The sequence below is a fragment of the Frigoribacterium sp. PvP121 genome, assembly GCF_017833115.1.
In the GTDB taxonomy this organism is placed as follows: Bacteria; Actinomycetota; Actinomycetes; order Actinomycetales; family Microbacteriaceae; genus Frigoribacterium; species Frigoribacterium endophyticum.
Genome location: NZ_JAFIBR010000001.1, coordinates 1615690 through 1635417 on the forward strand (window position 1 = coordinate 1615690; position 19728 = coordinate 1635417).

General features: G+C 72.4%; 16 protein-coding genes. 12 read left to right on the top strand and 4 right to left on the bottom strand.

Annotation, left to right across the window (positions count from 1 at the left end):
• The first annotated feature begins 29 nt into the window (after positions 1-29).
• The gene (locus tag JOE43_RS07595) at positions 30-1967 is read left to right on the top strand and encodes an ABC transporter ATP-binding protein (protein WP_209516586.1); all 1938 of its coding nucleotides are present in this window, start codon (positions 30-32) and stop codon (positions 1965-1967) included.
• On the opposite strand, the gene JOE43_RS07600 is transcribed toward JOE43_RS07595, so the two are convergent.
• Both JOE43_RS07600 and JOE43_RS07605 read right to left on the bottom strand, forming a co-directional pair.
• Positions 1964-2704, bottom strand: a complete 741-nt coding sequence (locus JOE43_RS07600; protein ID WP_307803283.1) for a DUF305 domain-containing protein — start codon at positions 2702-2704, stop codon at positions 1964-1966. The two genes, JOE43_RS07595 and JOE43_RS07600, sit on opposite strands and share 4 nt — an antisense overlap.
• Positions 2701-3363, bottom strand: coding sequence for a DUF3105 domain-containing protein (locus tag JOE43_RS07605; protein ID WP_307803284.1), 663 nt, complete (start codon positions 3361-3363; stop codon positions 2701-2703). Before JOE43_RS07605 ends, JOE43_RS07600 begins: the two co-directional genes overlap by 4 nt.
• A gap of 397 nt (positions 3364-3760) precedes the next feature.
• On the opposite strand from JOE43_RS07605, the gene JOE43_RS07610 reads away from it, so the two are divergent.
• The 8 genes from JOE43_RS07610 to JOE43_RS07645 all read left to right on the top strand — a co-directional run bounded on the left by JOE43_RS07610 (position 3761) and on the right by JOE43_RS07645 (position 14143).
• Entirely contained in the window at positions 3761-5125 is a 1365-nt protein-coding gene (locus tag JOE43_RS07610) for a cystathionine beta-synthase (protein WP_209516592.1), read from the top strand.
• A 92-nt stretch (positions 5126-5217) separates the two neighbouring features.
• Positions 5218-6396, top strand: a complete 1179-nt coding sequence (locus tag JOE43_RS07615; RefSeq protein ID WP_209516594.1) for a cystathionine gamma-synthase — start codon at positions 5218-5220, stop codon at positions 6394-6396.
• Between the two features lie 29 nt (positions 6397-6425).
• Entirely contained in the window at positions 6426-7811 is a 1386-nt protein-coding gene (locus JOE43_RS07620; protein ID WP_209516596.1) for an MFS transporter, read from the top strand.
• Positions 7812-7923: 112 nt separating this feature from the next.
• Positions 7924-8943 (top strand): LacI family DNA-binding transcriptional regulator, encoded by a 1020-nt coding sequence (locus JOE43_RS07625; protein WP_307803285.1) that lies wholly within the window; start codon positions 7924-7926, stop codon positions 8941-8943.
• Between the two features lie 407 nt (positions 8944-9350).
• Positions 9351-10874, top strand: coding sequence for a multiple monosaccharide ABC transporter ATP-binding protein (gene mmsA / locus JOE43_RS07630; RefSeq protein ID WP_056055678.1), 1524 nt, complete (start codon positions 9351-9353; stop codon positions 10872-10874).
• On the top strand, positions 10871-12244 hold the full coding sequence (mmsB, locus tag JOE43_RS07635; protein ID WP_209516603.1) for a multiple monosaccharide ABC transporter permease: 1374 nt from the start codon (positions 10871-10873) through the stop codon (positions 12242-12244). Before mmsA ends, mmsB begins: the two co-directional genes overlap by 4 nt.
• Before the next feature lie 108 nt (positions 12245-12352).
• Positions 12353-13450 (top strand): sugar-binding protein, encoded by a 1098-nt coding sequence (locus JOE43_RS07640; protein ID WP_209516607.1) that lies wholly within the window; start codon positions 12353-12355, stop codon positions 13448-13450.
• 99 nt (positions 13451-13549) lie between these two features.
• Entirely contained in the window at positions 13550-14143 is a 594-nt protein-coding gene (locus tag JOE43_RS07645; RefSeq protein ID WP_307803286.1) for an MOSC domain-containing protein, read from the top strand.
• Between the two features lie 121 nt (positions 14144-14264).
• Here JOE43_RS07645 and JOE43_RS07650 read toward each other — a convergent pair whose 3' ends face one another.
• Positions 14265-14834 (bottom strand): TetR/AcrR family transcriptional regulator, encoded by a 570-nt coding sequence (locus JOE43_RS07650; RefSeq protein ID WP_209516609.1) that lies wholly within the window; start codon positions 14832-14834, stop codon positions 14265-14267.
• 258 nt (positions 14835-15092) lie between these two features.
• Between JOE43_RS07650 and JOE43_RS07655 the strand changes: the two genes are divergently transcribed.
• The 3 genes from JOE43_RS07655 to JOE43_RS07665 are packed head-to-tail and all read left to right on the top strand — an operon-like array spanning position 15093 to position 18943.
• Positions 15093-16322 carry a multidrug effflux MFS transporter gene (locus JOE43_RS07655; RefSeq protein WP_209516612.1) on the top strand — a complete coding sequence of 410 codons (1230 nt, stop codon included), beginning with the start codon at positions 15093-15095 and terminating at the stop codon, positions 16320-16322.
• Positions 16323-16349: 27 nt separating this feature from the next.
• Positions 16350-17078, top strand: coding sequence for a phosphatase PAP2 family protein (locus JOE43_RS07660; RefSeq protein ID WP_245187126.1), 729 nt, complete (start codon positions 16350-16352; stop codon positions 17076-17078).
• On the top strand, positions 17075-18943 hold the full coding sequence (locus JOE43_RS07665; protein ID WP_209516615.1) for a helicase HerA-like domain-containing protein: 1869 nt from the start codon (positions 17075-17077) through the stop codon (positions 18941-18943). The genes JOE43_RS07660 and JOE43_RS07665 overlap by 4 nt, the downstream gene beginning before the upstream one ends.
• A 16-nt stretch (positions 18944-18959) precedes the next feature.
• On the opposite strand, the gene JOE43_RS07670 is transcribed toward JOE43_RS07665, so the two are convergent.
• On the bottom strand, positions 18960-19586 hold the full coding sequence (locus tag JOE43_RS07670) for a hypothetical protein (RefSeq protein WP_209516618.1): 627 nt from the start codon (positions 19584-19586) through the stop codon (positions 18960-18962).
• Positions 19587-19728 lie beyond the last annotated feature (142 nt).

Consider the following 19728-nt stretch of genomic DNA (forward strand, 5'->3'; position numbering starts at 1 on the left):
GTGTCGTCGGCACGGCGTACCGTGACGACATGAGCAGGACGAACTCGGTCGCCGCGGGCGGCGTCCGCGGCGGCGGCCGCATCTCGAGCGGCGACGCGCAGGCGCAGAAGGCCGCCAACGCCGCCGCGCCGCGCATCCCCGATCTCTTCCGCCGCATCCGGGGCCTCTTCGACCCGTACCGCCGGGCCCTCGTCGTCACGGTCGTGCTCGTGCTGATCGGGGCGGCGATCAGCGTGCTGCCCCCGCTCTTGACCAAGCAGGCGTTCGACCTCGGGCTCTTCCCCGCCGGCGGCCCCGACGTGCCCGTGCTGCTCGAGCTCGTGGGCGCCATGGTGCTGCTCTGGGTGCTGAGCGCGGGCATCGGCGTGTGGCAGACCTGGCTGACGGCGACGGTCGGCAACCAGGTGATGGGCGCCCTCCGCATCCGGCTCTTCGGCCACCTGCAGCGGATGGAGCTGGCGTTCTTCACCCGGACGAAGACGGGCGTCATCCAGTCTCGGCTGCAGAACGACGTCGGCGGCGTGGCCAACGTCCTCAGCAACACGATCTCGAGCGTCCTCGGCAACACCGTCACGGTCATCGCCGCGTTCGTCTCGATGCTCGTGCTGAGCTGGCAGATGACGGTCGTGACCGTCATCCTCCTGCCGCTCCTCGTCGTCGCCCAGCGCCGGGTGGGCCAGGTGCGCGCGCGGATCGCCACGAAGACGCAGGAGTCCCTCTCCGACATGACCGCCATCACGCAGGAGGCGCTCAGCGTCAGCGGCATCCTGCTGGCGAAGAGCTTCAACCAGCAGCAGGCCGAGGTCGAGCGCTACTCGGCCGAGAACCGCACCCAGATCGGGCTCCAGGTGCGTCAGCAGATGAGCGGCCAGTGGTTCTTCGCCGTCGTCCAGATCTTCCTGTCGGTGATCCCCGCGCTGATCTACCTGGTGGCCGCCTGGCTCATCCTCCGCGACGTGCCCGTGACCGCCGGCACGATCGTCGCCTTCACGACCGTCCAGGCGCGCCTCACCTTCCCGCTGATGGGGCTGCTCCGGGTGGCCCTCGACCTCCAGACCTCCGGGGCGCTCTTCGCGCGCATCTTCGAGTACCTCGACCTGCAGCCGGCGATCACCGAGACGAGCACGCCGCGGCGCGTCGACCGCTCGGCCCTCGGCCGCGTCGAGTTCGACGACGTCGTGTTCGCCTACCCCGACGCCGAGCCGGGCCAGAAGACCCTCCGCGGCGTGAGCTTCGACATCGAGCCGGGGCAGTTCGCGGCCTTCGTCGGGCCGAGCGGCGCGGGCAAGACGACCGTCTCGTACCTCATCCCGCGGTTCTACGAGGCGTCGTCGGGCGCCGTGCGCTTCGCGGGAACGGACGTGCGCGAGCTCGACCAGGAGGACCTCGTGGCGAACATCGGCATCGTCAGCCAAGAGACGTACCTCTTCCACGCGACGATCGGCGACAACCTGCGCTACGCCCGCCCCGACGCCACCGACGAGCAGCTCGTCGCGGCTGCGCGGCAGGCGAACATCCACGAGACGATCGTCTCGTTCCCCGAGGGCTACGACACGGTCGTGGGGGAGCGCGGCTACCGCCTCTCCGGCGGCGAGAAGCAACGCATCGCCATCGCGCGCGTCCTCCTGAAGGACCCCGCGGTGCTCGTGCTCGACGAGGCGACGAGCGCGCTCGACACGGTGAGCGAGCGCGTGGTGCAGCAGGCGCTCGACGCCGCCGCCCGCGGCCGGACGACGATCGCCATCGCGCACCGGCTCTCCACCGTGCGCGCGGCGGACGTCATCTTCGTCGTCGCGGCGGGCGAGGTCGTCGAGCGCGGCACGCACGACGAGCTGGTGCAGCGCGGCGGGGTCTACGCCGGCCTCTACGGCCAGCAGGTCGCCTCGGTCGAGGCGGGGGCGGGGGCAGGGGCGGCGGGGGCCCGCCTCGCCGACGCGCCCGGGGCCTCGGCGGCGGGGGAGGCCTAGGCGCGCGCTGCGAGCATCTGCTCCATCGCGTCGATGTCGCTCTCCTGGGTCATGATCATGCCCCGGGCGAAGTCGCCGACCTGACGGTCGTCGCTCCGGGCCAGCACGGCCTCGGCCATCTCGATGCCGCCCCGGTGGTGGGCGATCATCAGGGTCAGGAAGAGTCGCTCGGCGTCGACGCCGTCGGCCGCGCGCAGCTCGGCCATCTGCTCGGGGGTCGCGAGGCCCGGCATCGGGTCGCCCGGCGTGTGCGACGGCGCCGACGACCCGTCGGTCGGCGCCGCGCCGGCCGTGTGGTCGTGGTCGCCGTAGCTGCCGTCGAGGGTGGGTCGCGTCATCCACGTCATCGTGGGCTCCGTCGGCGCCTGCGAGTCGCCCCAGAGCTCGAGCCACGCGTACATCTGCCCGGCCTGCTGCGACTGCGCGGTCGCGATGTCGTAGGCGATCGTCCTGACGTCGTCGGCGTCGCTCCGGTCACGGACGGCCATCGCCATCTCGACCGCCTGCTCGTGGTGCACCTGCATGTCGCGCGAGAAGCCCGCCTCCACGCTGCGCTCGCCGGGCACGACCGGCGCCGGCGCGCTCAGGCGGCCGACGGCGACGCCGGCCACGAGCACGATCGCGAGGGCGAGCACCGCCGCGACCACGAGACGGAGCCGACGGGCCCCGGAGTCGCGGGGCGCGCCTCCCTGACCGGTCGCGTCGGAGCGCGTGGTGCCGTCGCCCGCGTCGGTCACGAGACCCGGCCGGGCCCGTCGACGCCTCCGCTGCACGCGGCACCGGGCTCGGGGGCGGCGCTGGACTTCCAGTACTTGGTGACGAAGTCGGCGACGGCCGGGTCGGCCGGGTCGTCGAAGGCGAGCTGGGCGCCCCAGGCGCTCACGTACATCGGGCTGTCCATGCCCTCGTAGGGCGAGACCACGGAGTAGGTCGAGGGCGCCAGGTCGGTGACGGCGGCGATCTGGTCGTCCGTCACCTGTGCCGGGTCGTAGGTGAACCAGATCGCGCCGTGCTCGAGGTCGTGCACCGCGTTCTCGTTCGGCACCTGCTCGGTGTAGACGCCGCAGTTCATCCAGACGCCCGCGTGGTCGCCGCCGGCCGGCGGGGTCATCTCGTAGTCGACGGAGCCCGTGACGTGGTTCGCCGTCAGGTCGTCCCAGGTCTGCACGCCGGCGACGGTGATGTCGTCAGGGTCTTGCTTGGGCTGGCCGCTCGTCACGACGAAGGTGACGAGCAGGGCGACGGCCGCGGCGCCCGCGACGGCCGCGATCGAGATGCCCACGACCCGGTTGCGCTTCTGGACGGCCTGCTGGCGCTTCAGCGCCGCGACCTTCTCCTGGCGGCGGGCGTCGCGCTGCTGCTTGACGCTGGGCTTGTTCTTGTCGGTGCTGGCCACGGTGCTGGTCCTCTGCGATGGGGGATCGGTGGTCGGGGGCGGTCCTCGTCGTGCGACGCCGGACGAGCTCGCCGCTCCGGCGCACGCTCGTCTCCGCGAGACCAGTCTGCGTGACGGAGGCCGGGAGCACGAGGGCCCCGGCGCGGCCGGGGCCGCGGACGGTCGTGGATGCGTCACCGACATTCTCCCCAGGCCCGTCTGGGAAGCGCGTCCACAGGGCGCGTGTCGGCGAGGCCCGTCCCCGCCGCCCGTCGTCCACCGTCACACGTCGGAGGGCCGCCGGTAGACTCGGGGGGCGGGTGAACCTCCCGCCCCCGACCCTCACCACAGGCCCCGCCCCGTGCGGCGGCCACCGATCCGCGAGCCCCACGACGGCGGCGGAGAACCCGGAGACGCCGTGAAGTACGCCGAGACCGTCCTCGACCTGGTGGGCGACACCCCGCTCGTCAAGCTGAACAAGGTGACCGAGGGCATCACGGCCACGGTGCTGGTCAAGGTCGAGTACCTCAACCCGGGCGGCTCCTCGAAGGACAGGATCGCGACGCGCATCGTCGACGCCGCCGAGCGCGACGGCCTGCTGAAGCCCGGCGGCACGATCGTCGAGCCGACGAGCGGCAACACCGGCGTCGGCCTCGCCCTCGTGGCGCAGCAGCGCGGCTACCGCTGCGTGTTCGTGCTGCCCGACAAGGTCGGCGACGACAAGCGCAACGTGCTCAAGGCCTACGGCGCCGAGATCGTCGTGACGCCGACGGCCGTCGAGCCCACCAGCCCCGAGTCGTACTACAGCGTCTCCGACCGGCTCGTCCGCGAGATCCCCGGTGCCTTCAAGCCGAACCAGTACGCCAACCCGGCCGGGCCGCAGAGCCACTACGAGACGACGGGCCCCGAGATCTGGCGCGACACCGAGGGGCGCGTGACCCACTTCGTCGCCGGCGTGGGCACGGGCGGCACCATCAGCGGCACCGGCCGGTACCTGAAAGAGGTCAGCGGCGGCGCCGTCCAGATCATCGGCGCCGACCCTGAGGGCAGTGTCTACAGCGGCGGGACGGGCCGGCCGTACCTCGTGGAGGGCGTCGGCGAGGACTTCTGGCCCTCGGCCTACGACCCCAGCGTCGTCGACCGGATCATCGCCGCCTCCGACGCCCGCTCGTTCGAGCTCACGCGTCGGCTGGCCCGCGAGGAGGGCCTGCTCGTCGGCGGCTCGTCGGGGCTCGCCGTCGCGGCGGCCCTCGACGTCGCCCGTGACCTCGGCCCCGACGACGTCGTCGTCGTGCTGCTGCCCGACGGCGGCCGCGGCTACCTCGGCAAGATCTTCAACGACTCCTGGATGCGCGCCTACGGGTTCAGCGAGAGCGTCGACGAGCGCACCGTGCGCGACGTCCTCGCCGCGAAGGCGAGCGAGCTGCCCGACCTGGTGCACGCGCGCCCCGCCGACACCGTCCGCGACGTGGTCGGAATCATGTCGCGCTGGGGCGTCTCGCAGATGCCCGTCCTCACGGCCGAGCCCCCGGTCGTGATCGGGGAGGTCGTCGGTGCCGTCACGGAGAAGGCACTGCTCGAGCAGGTCTTCACCGGGGCGGTCGGCATGGACGACACGCTCGACGCCGTCGTCGGGGCGGCCCTGCCGCTGATCGGCGTCAACGAGTCGCTGGCCGGTCTCCGAGCGTCGCTCGAGACGGCCGACGCCCTGCTCGTCACCGACGACGGCGCCCCCGTGGGCGTCGTCACGCGGCACGACGTCCTGGCCTTCCTCTCCGCCTAGGCCCGGCCAGCGCGGCCAGGGCCCGGCGGCCTCTCCCGGCCTCCGGCACCCCGCTCCCTCACCGACTTCCTGCACACCCCGAAAGGCGCCCCATGAGCGACACCAGCTACGACCTCGGCTCCGCCGGCTTCTCCACCCGGGCGATCCACGCCGGTCAGCCCTTCGACCCCAGCACCGGCGCGGTCGTGCCGCCGATCTACCAGTCGTCGACCTTCGTCCAGGACGGCATCGGCGGGTTCCGCGGCGGCTACGAGTACGCGCGGTCGGCGAACCCGACCCGCGACTCCCTGCAGGAGCTCCTGGCCGCCCTCGAGGGCGGCACCGCGGCGTTCAGCTTCGCCTCCGGCCTGGCGGCCGAGGACGCGTTGCTCCGGTCGGTGCTGAAGCCCGGGTCGCGCATCGTGATGGGCAACGACGTCTACGGCGGGACGCACCGCCTGGTGAACCGGGTCTGGACCCCGTGGGGCGTGACGCTCGAGACGGCCGAGATGACCGACCTCGACGCGGTGCGCGCCGCCGTCCGCCCCGGCGAGACCGCCGTGCTCTGGGTCGAGACCCCCAGCAACCCGCTGATGAAGATCAGCGACATCGCGGCCCTCGCGGAGATCGGCCACGCGGCCGGCGCGCTCGTGGTGGTCGACAACACGTTCGCCTCGCCCTACCTCCAGCAGCCCCTCGCCCTGGGCGCCGACGTGGTCGTGCACTCGACGACGAAGTACATCGGCGGGCACTCCGACGTGGTCGGCGGGGCGCTCGTCGTGAAGGACGACGCCCTGGCCGAGGCGATCGGCTTCATCCAGTTCGGTGCCGGCGCGGTCTCGGCGCCCATGGAGGCCTGGCTGACGGTGCGCGGCATCAAGACCCTCGGCGTGCGCGTCGACCGGCACTCGTCGAACGGCCTGGCCCTCGCCCGCGCCCTCGAGGCGCACCCTGCCATCGACCGCGTCTACTACCCGGGCCTCGAGTCGCACCCGGGCCACGAGCTGGCGGCCCGCCAGATGAAGGCCTTCGGCGGCATGATCTCGGTGTCGCTCGCCCAGGGCCCGGCCGCGGCCCGTCGCTTCGCCGAGTCGACGGAGCTCTTCCAGCTCGCCGAGTCGCTCGGGGGCGTCGAGTCGCTGATCGGCTACCCGACCGAGATGACCCACGCCTCGGTGCGCGGCACCGAGCTCGAGGTGCCCGACACCGTCGTGCGCCTCTCGGTCGGCATCGAGGACGTCGCCGACCTGCTGGCGGACGTCGAGCAGGCGCTCGACCGCAGCGCCTCCTGAGCCGCGCGGCACCGGCCTAGGCTGGCCGCATGAGCACCGTCGCCCCCTCCGCCGAGCGCGAGGGCGGCGTCCTCTCGCGGCGGTACCTCCTGGCGACACTCGGCATGGTGGCGCTGATCGGCATCGCGGCGTTCGAGTCGCTCGCGGTCACGACCGTGATGCCGATCATCGCCCGCGAGCTCGACGGCGAGCAGCTGTACTCGCTCGCCTTCGCCGCCCCGTTGGCGACGGGCGTTGTCGGCATGGTGGTGGCCGGCAACTGGGCCGACCGCAGCGGGCCCCGGGTGGTGATCGTCGCCTCCGTGCTGGCCTTCGGGGTCGGCCTGGCGATCGTCGGCACGGCGCCCGACATGGTCGTGCTGCTCGCCGGCCGGCTCGTCCAGGGGCTCGGCTCGGGCGCCGTCATCGTCGGCCTCTACGTGATGGTCTCGCGGCTCTACCCGCCGGCGCTCCACCCGTCGATCTTCGCGGGCTTCGCCGCGGCCTGGGTCGTGCCCGGGCTCGTCGGCCCGGTCGTCGCGGGCACCGTCGCGGAGACCGTCGGCTGGCACTGGGTGTTCCTCGGCGCGCTCGTGCTCGCGGTGCCGGCCTTCTTCATGATCCTCCCGAGCCTCCGTCGGGTCGGCCCGCCGGTCGTCGCCCCGGGGGAGCCCCGCGTCGCGTGGAGCGTCGGCCGCATCGCGTGGTCCGGGGGAGCGGCGCTCGCCGTGCTGGCGCTCAACCTCCTCAGCGAGCTGCCCCTGTGGGCGGCCGCCGTCGTGGTCGTCGCGGCGGTCGCCGTGCTCGGCGTCGCGCTGCGGCCGCTGCTGCCCCGGGGCACGCTCCGGGCGGCCCCCGGCGTGCCCACGCTCGTGCTGCTCCGCGGCCTCGTGGGCGCCGCCTTCCTCGGCAGCGACGTCTACCTGCCCTACATGCTCTCGTCCGAGCACGGGTTCTCCGCGTCGGCGTCGGGCATCACGCTGACGCTCGGCGCGGTGGCCTGGGCCGGTGCGAGCTGGGCGCAGGGCCGCCTGGGCGCGCGCGTGCCGCAGCTGCTCGGCATCCGGATCGGCGTCGCGTTCGTCGTGGTCGGCGTGCTCTCGGCCGTGGCGTCGCCGCTCCTGCACCTCACGCCCGCCGTCGTCATCGTGGGGTGGTCGCTGGCCGGGGCGGGCATGGGCTTCATGTACCCCCGCTTCTCCGTCCTCGTGCTGCGCGGCTCGGGCGACGATGAAAAAGGCTTCAACAGCTCGGCGCTCACGATCGCCGACTCGTCGGGCTCCGCCGTCGCGCTCGCCGTCACCGGTGCGGCCTTCGTCCAGCTCGGCGGGGCCGCCGAGCCGGTCGCGTTCGTGGCGTGCTTCACCGTCGCGCTCGCGGTGGCGCTGCTCGCCCTCTCGGTGACCGGGCGGGCCGTGCCGCGCGACGTGACCTGACCGGCCGCGGGCACCGCGCATCCCCGTCCGGCGGTCGTCGTCGTCGGAGCAGCGCTGCATAATGGTCTCCGCGCGATGTGTACGGTCACATCGCCATCAGCGACGGAGCGACGTGAAACCTGAGACGGACAAGGTGCGCGCTCCCAACATCCGCGACGTCGCGGCACTGTCGGGGGTCTCGTACCAGACCGTCTCGAGGGTGCTGAACGACAGCCCGAGCATCCGGCCGGCGACGCGGCAGCGCGTGCTCGACGTCATCGAGCAGATCGGCTACCGCCCGAACCAGGCGGCCAGGGCCCTCGTCACGAGCCGCTCCCGCGCGATCGGCGTCCTCACGCTGCAGAACGTCCACTTCGGCCCGCAGACCATGGTGAACGCCATCGAGCTCGAGGCGCGTGCGGCCGGCTACCGGCTCAGCATCGCGAGCACGACGCGCGCCGACGACGACGTCCGGGCCAGCGTCGACCTGCTGACGAACCAGGCGGTGGAGGCGATCATCGTCATCGCCCCCCAGCGCAAGTTCTTCGACGTGCTCGACCAGCTCGACCTCGGCGTGCCGATCGTCGCGCTCGACAGCACCCGCCGCACGACCGCCCACAGCCTCTCGGTCGACCAGCACGCCGGGGCCCGCCTGGCCACCCGGCACCTCATCGACCTCGGCCACAAGCACATCGTCCACGTCGCCGGCCCGCAGGACTGGATCGAGGCCGACGAGCGCATGCAGGGGTTCCTCTACGAGATGGGCGAGGCAGAGCTCTCGATCGAGCCGCCCATCCTCGGCGACCTCACCGCCGACTTCGGCTACCTCGCGGGCAAGGAGCTGCTGCGCCGCCGCGACTTCACGGCGGTCTTCTCGGCGAACGACCTCATGGCCGTCGGCCTGCTGCACGCGTTCCGCGAGGCCAGCGTCGACGTGCCGCGGGAGGTCAGCGTCGTGGGCTTCGACGACTCCCCGACGGCGGCGCACCTCTGGCCCCCGCTGACGACCGTGCGGCAGGACTTCGAGCTGATCGGGCGACGGGCCGTGGAGCTCGTCGTCTCCGAGCTCGAGGGCGGCACGGTCGTCGACCGGACCCTGGTCGCGCCCGAGCTGATCGTGCGCGGCTCGACGGCCCGCCCGTGGTTCCTCTGAGGGCACCGCGTCGACCTTCCGCCCCGACGGTCGACGTCGCTCGCGCGCGGCGATCGTGACAGCGTTGTCGGCCGACGGTGACGGACCTGAGGGAGGCGGGCCCCGCCTCCCTCAGACCGGTGCGGATAACGGAACGGCAACGGCATTTGACAGCGGCCATGAGCGGGTCTAGCTTTGCTCCAGTCGCGGTGTGAACGGTCACATCCGGTGTCACAGGAGCCAGGTCGTCAGACCCGGCCGCCAGGCCCGGACAGCGACGAGTCAGGACGAGCCCGCCGCACCCGTGAGGGGCGGTCGGCCGACGAAGAGGTCGAACGTGGAGGTCAGTGTGCCCAGTGCACCGAACACGATGAGCGGGATCCCCGGGGGTGCCGGCCGTGGCCGTTGACTCTCCCGTCATCCTCGAGATGCGCTCCATCACCAAGGAGTTCCCGGGCGTCAAGGCGCTCGACGACGTGTCGATGCAGGTGCGTGCCGGTGAGGTCCACGCGATCTGCGGCGAGAACGGCGCCGGCAAGTCGACGCTGATGAAGGTGCTGTCGGGCGTCTACCCGTACGGCAGCTACAGCGGCGACATCGTCTACCAGGGCGACGTCATGCGCTTCCGCGACATCCGCTCCAGCGAGTCGCAGGGCATCGTCATCATCCACCAGGAGCTGGCGCTCATCCCCGAGCTCTCGATCACCGAGAACATCTTCCTCGGCAACGAGCCGACGAAGTTCGGCGGGGCCATCGACTGGCGCGCGGCCAAGACCCGCGCCGTCGACCTGCTCGCCCGCGTGGGCCTCGGCGACGACCCCGACACGGCGATCAAGAACCTCGGCGTCGGCAAGCAGCAGCTGGTCGAGATCGCCAAGGCGCTGAACAAGAACGTGAAGCTGCTCATCCTCGACGAGCCCACCGCGGCGCTCAACGAGGCCGACTCGCAGCACCTGCTCGACCTCATCCGCGGGCTCAAGGGCCGCGGCATCTCGTCGATCATGATCAGCCACAAGCTCAACGAGATCGAGGCGATCGCCGACTCGATCACGATCATCCGCGACGGCAAGACCATCGAGACGCTCGACGTCAAGGCCGACGGCGTGAACGAGGACCGCATCATCCGCGGCATGGTCGGCCGCAACCTCGCGAGCCGCTTCCCCGACCGCACCCCGAAGATCGGCGAGGTCTTCTTCGAGGTCAAGGACTGGTGGGTCCGCCACCCGCAGACCGCCGAGCGCTTCGTCTGCAAGGGCTCGAACATCTCCGTGCGCCGCGGCGAGATCGTCGGCCTGGCGGGCCTCATGGGCGCCGGTCGCACCGAGCTCGCGATGAGCATCTTCGGCCGCTCGTACGGCCAGTTCGTCTCGGGCCAGATCATCAAGGACGGCGAGACGGTCCAGATCAAGAACGTCTCCGACGCCATCGACAACGGCCTCGCCTACGTCTCGGAGGACCGCAAGGTGCTCGGGCTGAACCTGCTCGACGACATCAAGCGCTCCACGGTCGCCGCGAAGCTCTCCAAGATCTCGAAGGCCTCCGTCGTCAACACCTACGAGGAGCACTCGATCGCGGAGGAGTACCGCAAGAGCCTCCGCGTCAAGACGCCCACGGTCGACGAGGGCGTGGCCAAGCTCTCCGGCGGCAACCAGCAGAAGGTCGTGCTGGCGAAGTGGATGTTCACCGACCCCGACCTGCTCATCCTCGACGAGCCGACCCGCGGCATCGACGTGGGCGCGAAGTTCGAGATCTACAACATCATCAACCAGCTCGCGGCACAGGGGAAGGGCGTCATCGTCATCTCCTCCGAGCTGCCCGAGCTGCTGGGGCTCTCCGACCGGATCTACACGATCTTCGAGGGCACCGTCACCAACGAGATGGACGCGTCCGAGGCCGATGCCGAGACGCTCATGAGAAGCATGACTTCGAAGAAGAGGGAGAACGCCGCATGAGTGGCATCAAAGACCTGAAGAAGGTGTTCGGCGGCAACCAGTCGAACGCTCGCCAGTTCGGCATGATCGCGACGCTCGTCGTGGCCATCCTGATCTTCCAGTTCCTCACCGGCGGGCTCACGCTCGACCCGACCAACCTGATCGCCCTGGTCAGCCAGTACTCGTACATCCTCATCCTCGCCATCGGCATGGTGATGGTCATCGTGGCCGGCCACATCGACCTCTCGGTCGGCTCGGTCGCCGCCTTCAGCGGCATCATGGTCGCCACGTCGATGACGAGCTGGAACTTCCCGTGGCCCGTCGCCATCGTGTTCGGCCTCGTCGTCGGCGCCGTGATCGGTGCCTGGCAGGGCTTCTGGGTCGCCTACGTCGGCGTGCCCGCGTTCATCGTGACCCTGGCCGGCATGCTCCTCTTCCGTGGTGCGAACCAGTTCGTCGGCAACGCCGACACGCTGCCCGTCCCCGAGGGCTTCACCGTCATCGGCGCCGGGTACCTGCCCGAGTTCGGCCCGAACACGGGCTACAACAACGCCACGCTGCTCCTCGGCCTGGTGCTCGCGCTCGTCGTGGTCTACCGCGAGTTCCGCCTCCGCCGCGTCCAGCGCGCCATGGGCTCCGAGATGGCGCCCCTCTGGGTCAGCGTCCTCAAGCTCGTCGTGCTCGTCGGCATCATCGCCTACGCCGCGACCCTCTTCGGCGGCGGCCGCGTCGGCACCTCCTTCCCGATCTCGGGCATCATCCTCGGTGTGCTCGTCCTGGTCTACGGCTTCGTGACGCAGAACACGATCTTCGGCCGCCACATCTACGCGGTCGGCGGCAACTCGCACGCCGCCGAGCTCTCCGGCGTCAAGGCGAAGCGGATCAACTTCTTCGTCATGATGAACATGTCGGTGCTCGCCTCGCTGGCCGGCATGATCTACGTCGCCCGCGCCGGGGCCTCCGGCCCCCAGGACGGCCTCAACTGGGAGCTCGACGCGATCGCCTCGGTCTTCATCGGCGGCGCCGCCGTCGCCGGCGGCATCGGCACCGTGACCGGCTCGATCGTCGGTGGCTTCGTCATCGCCGTCCTGAACAACGGCCTCCAGCTCATGGGCGTCGGCTCCGACAAGGTGCAGATGATCAAGGGCCTCGTGCTGCTGATCGCCGTGGCCGTCGACGTCTACAACAAGAGCCAGGGCCGCCCGTCGATCACGGGCTTCCTCACCCGGGGCCTCCGCCGCGACAAGAACGGCGTCGCCGCTCCCGCCGACGGTGCCCTGGCGAGCAACCAGTCCGGCGTCGCCACCGGGCCGGAGAGCACCACGCCGGCCCTGCAGCCGAACGGCGACCTGAGCGACGTGCAGCGCCCGAAGGCGTCGACCCCCAACTAGACCCACCCGCGGTCCGACCACCGACGGTCGGCTCCGCCTCCCCGGGCGGTCGTCACCACGACCGCCCCCCGCACCACCAAGTGATCCCTACGAGAAAGTAGACACAGCATGCGCAAAATCGCGCTGGCGACCATGGCGGTCGCCGCAGCAACGACGCTGATCCTGAGCGGCTGCTCCAACTCCGCCCGCACCGACGCCGGTTCCGGCGACGCGGCGTCCGGCTTCGAGCAGGGCTCGACCATCGGCGTGGCGCTGCCCGCGAAGACCAGCGAGAACTGGGTCCTCGCCGGCGACCTCTTCACCGAGGGCCTCACCGAGGCGGGCTTCAAGCCCGACGTGCAGTACGCGGCCGCCTCCGGCACCGTCGCGAACCAGCAGGAGGAGATCCAGTCCATGGTCACCAAGGGCGCGAAGGTGATCATCATCGGCGCGGCCGACGGTGCTCAGCTCGGCACCCAGGTCAAGGCCGCGCACGACGCCGGCGCCGTGGTCATCGCCTACGACCGCCTCATCCTCAACACCGAGGACGTCGACTACTACGTCGCGTACGACAACTTCAAGGTCGGCGAGCTCCAGGGCCAGGCCCTGCTCGACGGCATGGCCGCCAAGAAGGCGGAGGGCCCGTACAACGTCGAGCTCTTCTCCGGCTCGTCCGACGACGCCAACTCGAAGGTCTTCTTCGACGGCGCCATGAGCGTCCTGCAGCCGAAGATCGACGACGGCACCGTCGTCGTCGCCTCGGGCCAGACCGACATCAAGCAGACCGCGACCGACGGCTGGAAGGCCGAGAACGCCCAGCGTCGCATGGACTCGCTGCTCACCAGCACCTACGGCTCCACCGAGCTCGACGGCGTCCTGAGCCCCAACGACACCCTCGCCCGCGCCATCATCACCTCGGTGAAGCAGGCCGGCAAGACGGTCCCCGTCGTCACGGGTCAGGACTCCGAGGTCGAGTCGGTCAAGTCGATCATGGCCGGCGAGCAGTACAGCACCATCAACAAGGACACCCGCAACCTGGTCAAGCAGGCCATCGCGATGGTCTCCTCGCTGTCCGAGGGCGACACCGCCGAGACGAACGACGACGAGTCGTACGACAACGGCAGCAAGGTCGTCCCGGCCTACCTCCTGCCCCCGCAGATCGTCACGAAGGACAACGCGGCCGAGGCCTACGCCAACGACCCGACCCTCGAGCCGCTGACGAAGTAGTCCCACCCGCACCGCAGCAGCACAGCACCACAGCAGCGAGAGCCGATCGCCCCTCCGGGCGGTCGGCTCTCGTCGTCCCGGCCCCGGTACGGTGGTGCCGTGACCGGAGGCGCAGGGCAGGGCGGAGGCCCCGAGGAGGCGCGGGGCGGCGAGGCCGGCCCGCCCCCGTCGGTGCCCGTCACGGTCGAGCTGCTGCTCGCCTCTCCGCGCTCACGCTACGTGGGGCGACCCGCCGACGGCGCGGAACCGGCGGCCGGCCCGGAGACGCCGAGCTCCGTCGAGGTCCGGGCCGGGCTCGGCATCGTCGGCGACCGGTACTTCGGCCGGGCCGCCCACCGCGGGGCGCAGGTGACCGTGTTCGCGGCGGAGTCCCTGGAGACCGTGGCGCGCCTCCTCGGGGTCGACGGGCCGCTCGACGCGGCCGCCACGCGGCGCAACGTCGTGCTGCGAGGCCTCGACGTCGACGCGCTGCGCGGCACGACGTTCAGCATCGACTCGGGGGAGGGGCCGGTGCTGCTGCGCGCGACCCGCGCGGCGAACCCGTGCGCCTGGATGGACCACGAGCTCGCTCCGGGGGCCTTCCGCGCCATGCGGGGCCGCGGCGGCGTGCGCTGCGAGCCGCTCAGCGACGGGGTGCTGCGGCTCGGCCCGGCCGTCGTGCAGCTCGGGCTCACCGACGACACGGACCGCTGACGACACGGGCCGCTGACGACACGGGCCGCTGACGAGCGGGCTGGCCGACGGGCGGCGGCCTGGCGGGGGCTCACCCGAGAGGTGCGCGCGGCGAGGCAGCGCCGCGGCGGTCAGCTCGGGGTCACTGCCACCAGCTGGGCACCATCGCGACGATGGTGTCGAGCAGGGTCTTGCGGCTGGTGCGCTTGCCGCCGAGCCAGGCCTCGACCGCGCCGACCAGGGCGTGGGCGAAGAACCCCGCCGCGATGTGCACCGACAGCCCCTCGGGCAGAGTGCCCTCGGGCAGGCGCGAGATGTGCTGCAGCGAGGAGGTCTCGAAGTGGCCGGCGAGGGCCTGGTGGATCGACGCGTCGAGGGGGTCGGGCAGCGCGAGGCGGTACATCTCGCGGTAGCGCACGACGTGGTCGACGACCTTCTCGACCCCGCGACGGGTGATCTCGGCGCCGTCGACGTCGACCGCGGCCTCGCGGGCCGCGGTGTCGGCGGCCCGGATGGCGTCGAGCTCGGGGGTGATCACCGCGGTCAGCAGCGCACCGGGCGAGGTGGCGTGGCTGTAGAACGTCGCCCGGTTGATGCCGGCGGCGCGGGTGACGTCGGCCACGGTGATGGTCGACACGGGCTGCTTCGACGCGAGGTCGACGATGGCCGTGTGCAGGGCCTTCGTCGTCTGCACGATGCGGGCGTCCACCATGGTGACCTCCAGTCGGTACGGGTGCTGGGGCCGAGCTTAGGGGGTCGCCGACGGTCGTCGCGCTAGCCGACATCGGGTGTCGGTCGGGACTGTCGGAGCCCGCCCGCGCCCCGGTAGTCTCGACGAGGCGGCCCCGCGTCGACGGGCCGACCGCCGCCTCCCCCCCTCCCCTCCTCACCGCCGGGAGCGCACGCCCTCCGCTCGAAACGATTCGAGCGCGGCGCCCCGCCGGCCCCTCCTCGACCACGAAGGCACCGCGTGACCACCGTCCTCCACCCCGGCGACGCCCTGACCCGCCGTCAGCGTCTCGTCTACGTGATCGTGCTCGGCGCGCTGACCGCGCTCGGCCCGTTCACCATCGACCTCTACCTGCCGGCCTTCCCGGCGCTCGAGGACGACCTGGGGGTGTCGACCGGGCTCGTCCAGCTCACGCTGACCGCGACGACGATCGGCTTCGGCGTCGGGCAGCTGCTCGTCGGCCCGTGGAGCGACAAGGTGGGCCGTCGGGCGCCGCTGATCGCCGCGACCGCCCTGCACGTGGTCGCCAGCATCGGCGCCGCCGCCGCCCCCGACATCGTCTGGCTCGGCGTCTTCCGGGTGCTGCAGGGCATGGGCGCCGCAGCCGGCGGCGTGGTCGCCCTCGCGATGGTCCGCGACCTCTTCGGCGGCCTGCCGCTCGTCCGGATGCTCTCCCGCCTCGCGCTCGTCAACGGCCTCGCTCCCATCCTCGCGCCGGTCATCGGCTCGCAGCTGCTCGCCTTCACGAGCTGGCGCGGCGTCTTCGTCTTCCTCGTCGCCTACGGCGCCCTCGTCATCGTCGCGGCGATGTTCCTCATCGTCGAGACCCTGCCGAAGGAGCGCCGCCACGAGCCCGGCCACTCGAGCCTCGGCCAGCGCTACCGGGTGCTCTTCGGCGACCGCGTCTTCGTCGGCGTCGCCCTGATCGGCGCGATGGTCTTCTCGGGGCTCTTCACCTACCTCTCGGCGTCGTCGTTCCTCTTCCAGGAGGTCTACGGCCTCGACGCCCAGCAGTACGGCTACCTCTTCGCCGTGAACTCGCTCGGCATCGTGGCGGGCGTTCAGATCAGCTCGCGCCTGGCCCGGAGGTACGGCCCGCAGTGGATCCTCGCGGCGGCCACCGCCGTGCTGCTCGTCAGCGCGACCACCATCGTCGTGCTCGACTCGCTGCAGGTGGGCCTCGTCGGCATCCTCGTGCCGCTCTGGTTCTTCATCGCGGCCTGCGGGTTCACCTTCCCCCAGGTGCAGGTGCTCGGCCTCGCGAACCACGGCAAGGAGGCCGGCACGGCCGCGTCCCTCCTCGGGGCGCTCAACTTCGGCCTCGCAGGCCTCATCTCGCCCGTCGTCGGGTTCCTCGGCATCGGCTCCGCCGTGCCGATGGGCAGCGTGATGATCTGCACCTCCGTGGTGGCGATCGCCGCGCTGTGGCTGCTGGTGCGACCTCGGACGGTGCCGGCCCTCGGGCACTGACCCGCGACTCCCCGGTACGTTCTGGGGATGACGACCGACCCGCTCTCGCCGAAGCCGCCGACCCCCGCCGAGGAACGGGTCGCCCGCCGCGTGCAGCGCCGGTGGTGGGTGGTGAGCGCCCTCGGCGCCATCGGGGTCGTGCTGCTGCTCGGCGTCGTCATCACGGCCCGGGCCGGCAGCCTCGGAATCGACGAGGAGTTCATGGGCGAGCTCGTCGAGCACCGCAGCCCGTTCTGGCAGGCGCCGGCGCTCGTCTTCAACGTGATCGGGGCCGGGGTCATCGGGGTGTTCGTCGTGCCGCTCGGCGTGGGGGCCGTGCTGCTGCTGCGGCGTCGGCCGTGGGCGGCCCTGTACTGGATCGCGTCGTGCGCCCTCAGCGCGGGCGTCGTGCAGGTGATCAAGCACACCTTCGGGCGGGCGCGGCCGGAGGAGATCCTCGTGGTGAGCGACTACGGATCGTTCCCGTCGGGGCACACGGCCAACGCCGCGACGCTCGCCGTCGTGCTCGGGGTGATCCTGCGGCGCGCCTGGGTCTGGGTCGCGGGCGTCGTCTACACCGTGGCGATGCTCCTCAGCCGGACGTACCTCGGGGCGCACTGGCTCACCGACACGGTCGGCGGCCTGCTGATCGGCGCGGGCGTGGCGGTCGTGCTGTGGGCGCCGGTGGCCCACCGGCTGCTCGCCGAGCAGGAGCGCGTGCGGGGCCTCGGCTGGGCCTGGCAGCACCGCGGCGACCGCGCGGCGGTGACGTCGTGAGCGACGAGCTCGCGCGGGCCCGCGCGGAGGCCGAGGCGGCGGAGGCCGTGGCCGCCGCCGCCCGTGCCGCGGCGGACGCCGCCGTCGCGCGCGCCCGGGTGCTGGCGCTCGAGGCGGAGGCTGCCGGCGGCGCGACGCCCGACGGCCCGGCCACCCCGCCCGCCCCGCCCGCTCCGGCCGCCCCGCCTGCAGCACCCGCGCCTGCTGCGCCCGTCGACACGCCGACCCCGCCCGCGGGCCCGCTCAGCGAGTCCGCGGTCGACCAGGTCCGCCGCGGCTACGCGTCCACCGGCCCCGTGCTCGAGATCGGCGCCCTCGTCAACGGCGAGGCCCGGCCCGACGTGCCCGTGCGGGTGCCGATCGGCATGCTGACGCGGCACGGCCTCGTGGCCGGAGCCACCGGCACCGGCAAGACCCGCACGTTGCAGGTGCTCGCCGAGCAGCTCTCGGCCGCGGGCGTCCCGGTGTTCGCCGCCGACGTGAAGGGCGACCTCTCGGGCATCGCCCGCCCCGGCGCCCCGAGCGACGCGCTCCTGGAGCGCACCGAGGGCATCGGGCAGGACTGGACGCCCGAGGCCGCCCCGACCGAGTTCTTCGCTCTCGGCGGCGTCGGCACGGGCGTGCCCGTTCGGGCCACCGTCAGCGGCTTCGGGCCCCTCCTGCTCAGCAAGGTGCTCGGCCTCAACGACACCCAGGAGTCGAGCCTCGGCCTCGTCTTCCACTGGGCCGCCCGCGCCGGGCTGCCCCTCGTCGACCTCGCCGACCTGCGGAGCGTCCTCACCCACCTGGCCAGCCCCGCGGGCAAGGCCGAGCTGGCCGACCTCGGCGGCCTCAGCACCGCGACCGTCGGCGTCGTCCTCCGCGAGCTCGTCGCGTTCGCCGACCAGGGCGCCGACCGGTTCTTCGGCGAGCCCGAGATCGACACGGCGGAGTTCCTCCGCACAGCCGCCGACGGCCGCGGCGTCGTCAGCCTGCTCGAGGTGCCCGGCGTGCAGGACCGCCCGGTGCTCTACTCCACCTTCCTCATGTGGCTGCTCGCCGACCTCTACAACGACCTGCCCGAGGTGGGCGACGTCGCGCTGCCGAAGCTCGTCTTCTTCTTCGACGAGGCCCACCTGCTGTTCCGCGACGCGTCGCGGGACTTCCTCGCGCAGGTCACGCAGACGGTGCGGCTGATCCGCTCGAAGGGCGTCGGGATCGTCTTCGTCACGCAGACCCCGAAGGACGTGCCCGGCGACGTCCTCGCGCAGCTCGGCTCGCGCATCCAGCACCAGCTGCGGGCCTTCACGCCCGACGACGCCAAGGCCCTCCGCGCGACCGTGTCGACCTACCCGACGAGCGACTACGACCTTGCGGAGGTGCTGACCAGCCTCGCCACGGGGGAGGCGGTCGTGACGGTGATGAGCGAGCGCGGCGCCCCCAGCCCGGTCGCCTGGACCCGCCTGCGCGCCCCACGCGGCTCGATGGCCCCGACCCCCGCCGACGAGATGGCGGCCGACGTCGCGGCCTCGCCGCTGACCGCCGTCTACGGCACCGCCGTCGACCGCGACTCCGCCCGCGAGATGCTCGCCCGGAAGCTCGACGCGGCGGCCGCGGCCGACCGCGCCCGCGAGGAGCGCGAGGCCGAGCAGGCAGCGACGCAGGCCGAGTACGACCGTCAGCAGCGCGAGTTCGAGCGGGCCGAGGCGACCGCGTCGCGGCGGGAGCGGCGCACGGGCTCGACCCGCGCCTCCGGCGGCTCGCGCACTTCCCGCTCCGGACGCGACGACGGCGGGCTGCTCGACGACGTGCTCGGCTCGTCGGCCGGGCGGGCGGTCGTCCGCGAGGTGGTGAAGGGCATCTTCGGCACGCTGCGCCGCCGCTGACCCGACGGGCACGCGGTCACGAGCCGGAGAGCACGCCCCAGAGCACCGTGAGGCCGCCGGCGGCGAGGGCGAAGACGACCACGACGGCGAGGGCGGCGAGCACGGGCCGGCCCTCGTACCACGAGCGGCTGCCCGGGTACTGGCGGTAGAGCTCGCTGAACGAGAGGGGCTTCGGCACCGTCGTGGTCGGCGAGCCGAGCGTCTCGGCGACGAGGGCGATCGCCTCCTCCGACCAGTACGTGCCGCGCATGCGGAAGAGCGGGGCGCCGTCGGCGTCGGTCGCGAAGAGCTGGGGCACCGTGTCGACCGAGTCGGAGCGGTAGGTGCGCACCACGACCACCGCCGCGATGCGCTCGCGGCGGAGCCGGACGAACCCGGGCAGCCAGCCGCGCTTGATGAACTCGTCGGCCGTGACCCCGACGAACGAGACGCTGTACCGCCAGTAGCAGATCAGCCCGACGACGACCGCGACGTCGGCCGCCCAGATCACCGCCGGCCAGTGGGCCGTGCCGCGGGTCAGCCAGAGCAGGGCGAGCACGACGGGCACGAGGCCGAAGACGGCCGTGAGCACGGCCGTGCGGGCGACGGAGGCGCGCGGCAGGGCGTACGCCTCGAAGTCGTCGCGTGCGACGCCAGCCCTCATCCCGTCCCCCTGTGCGGCACGACGACGCCCCCGCCCGCGGAGGAGGACCGCCACCCCTGACAGTCCTTCGTGCAGCTCCGAGCCTACGGGATCAGCCCTCCCCGACCGCACCGGGCGGTGCGGTCACGGCACCCCAGAGCGG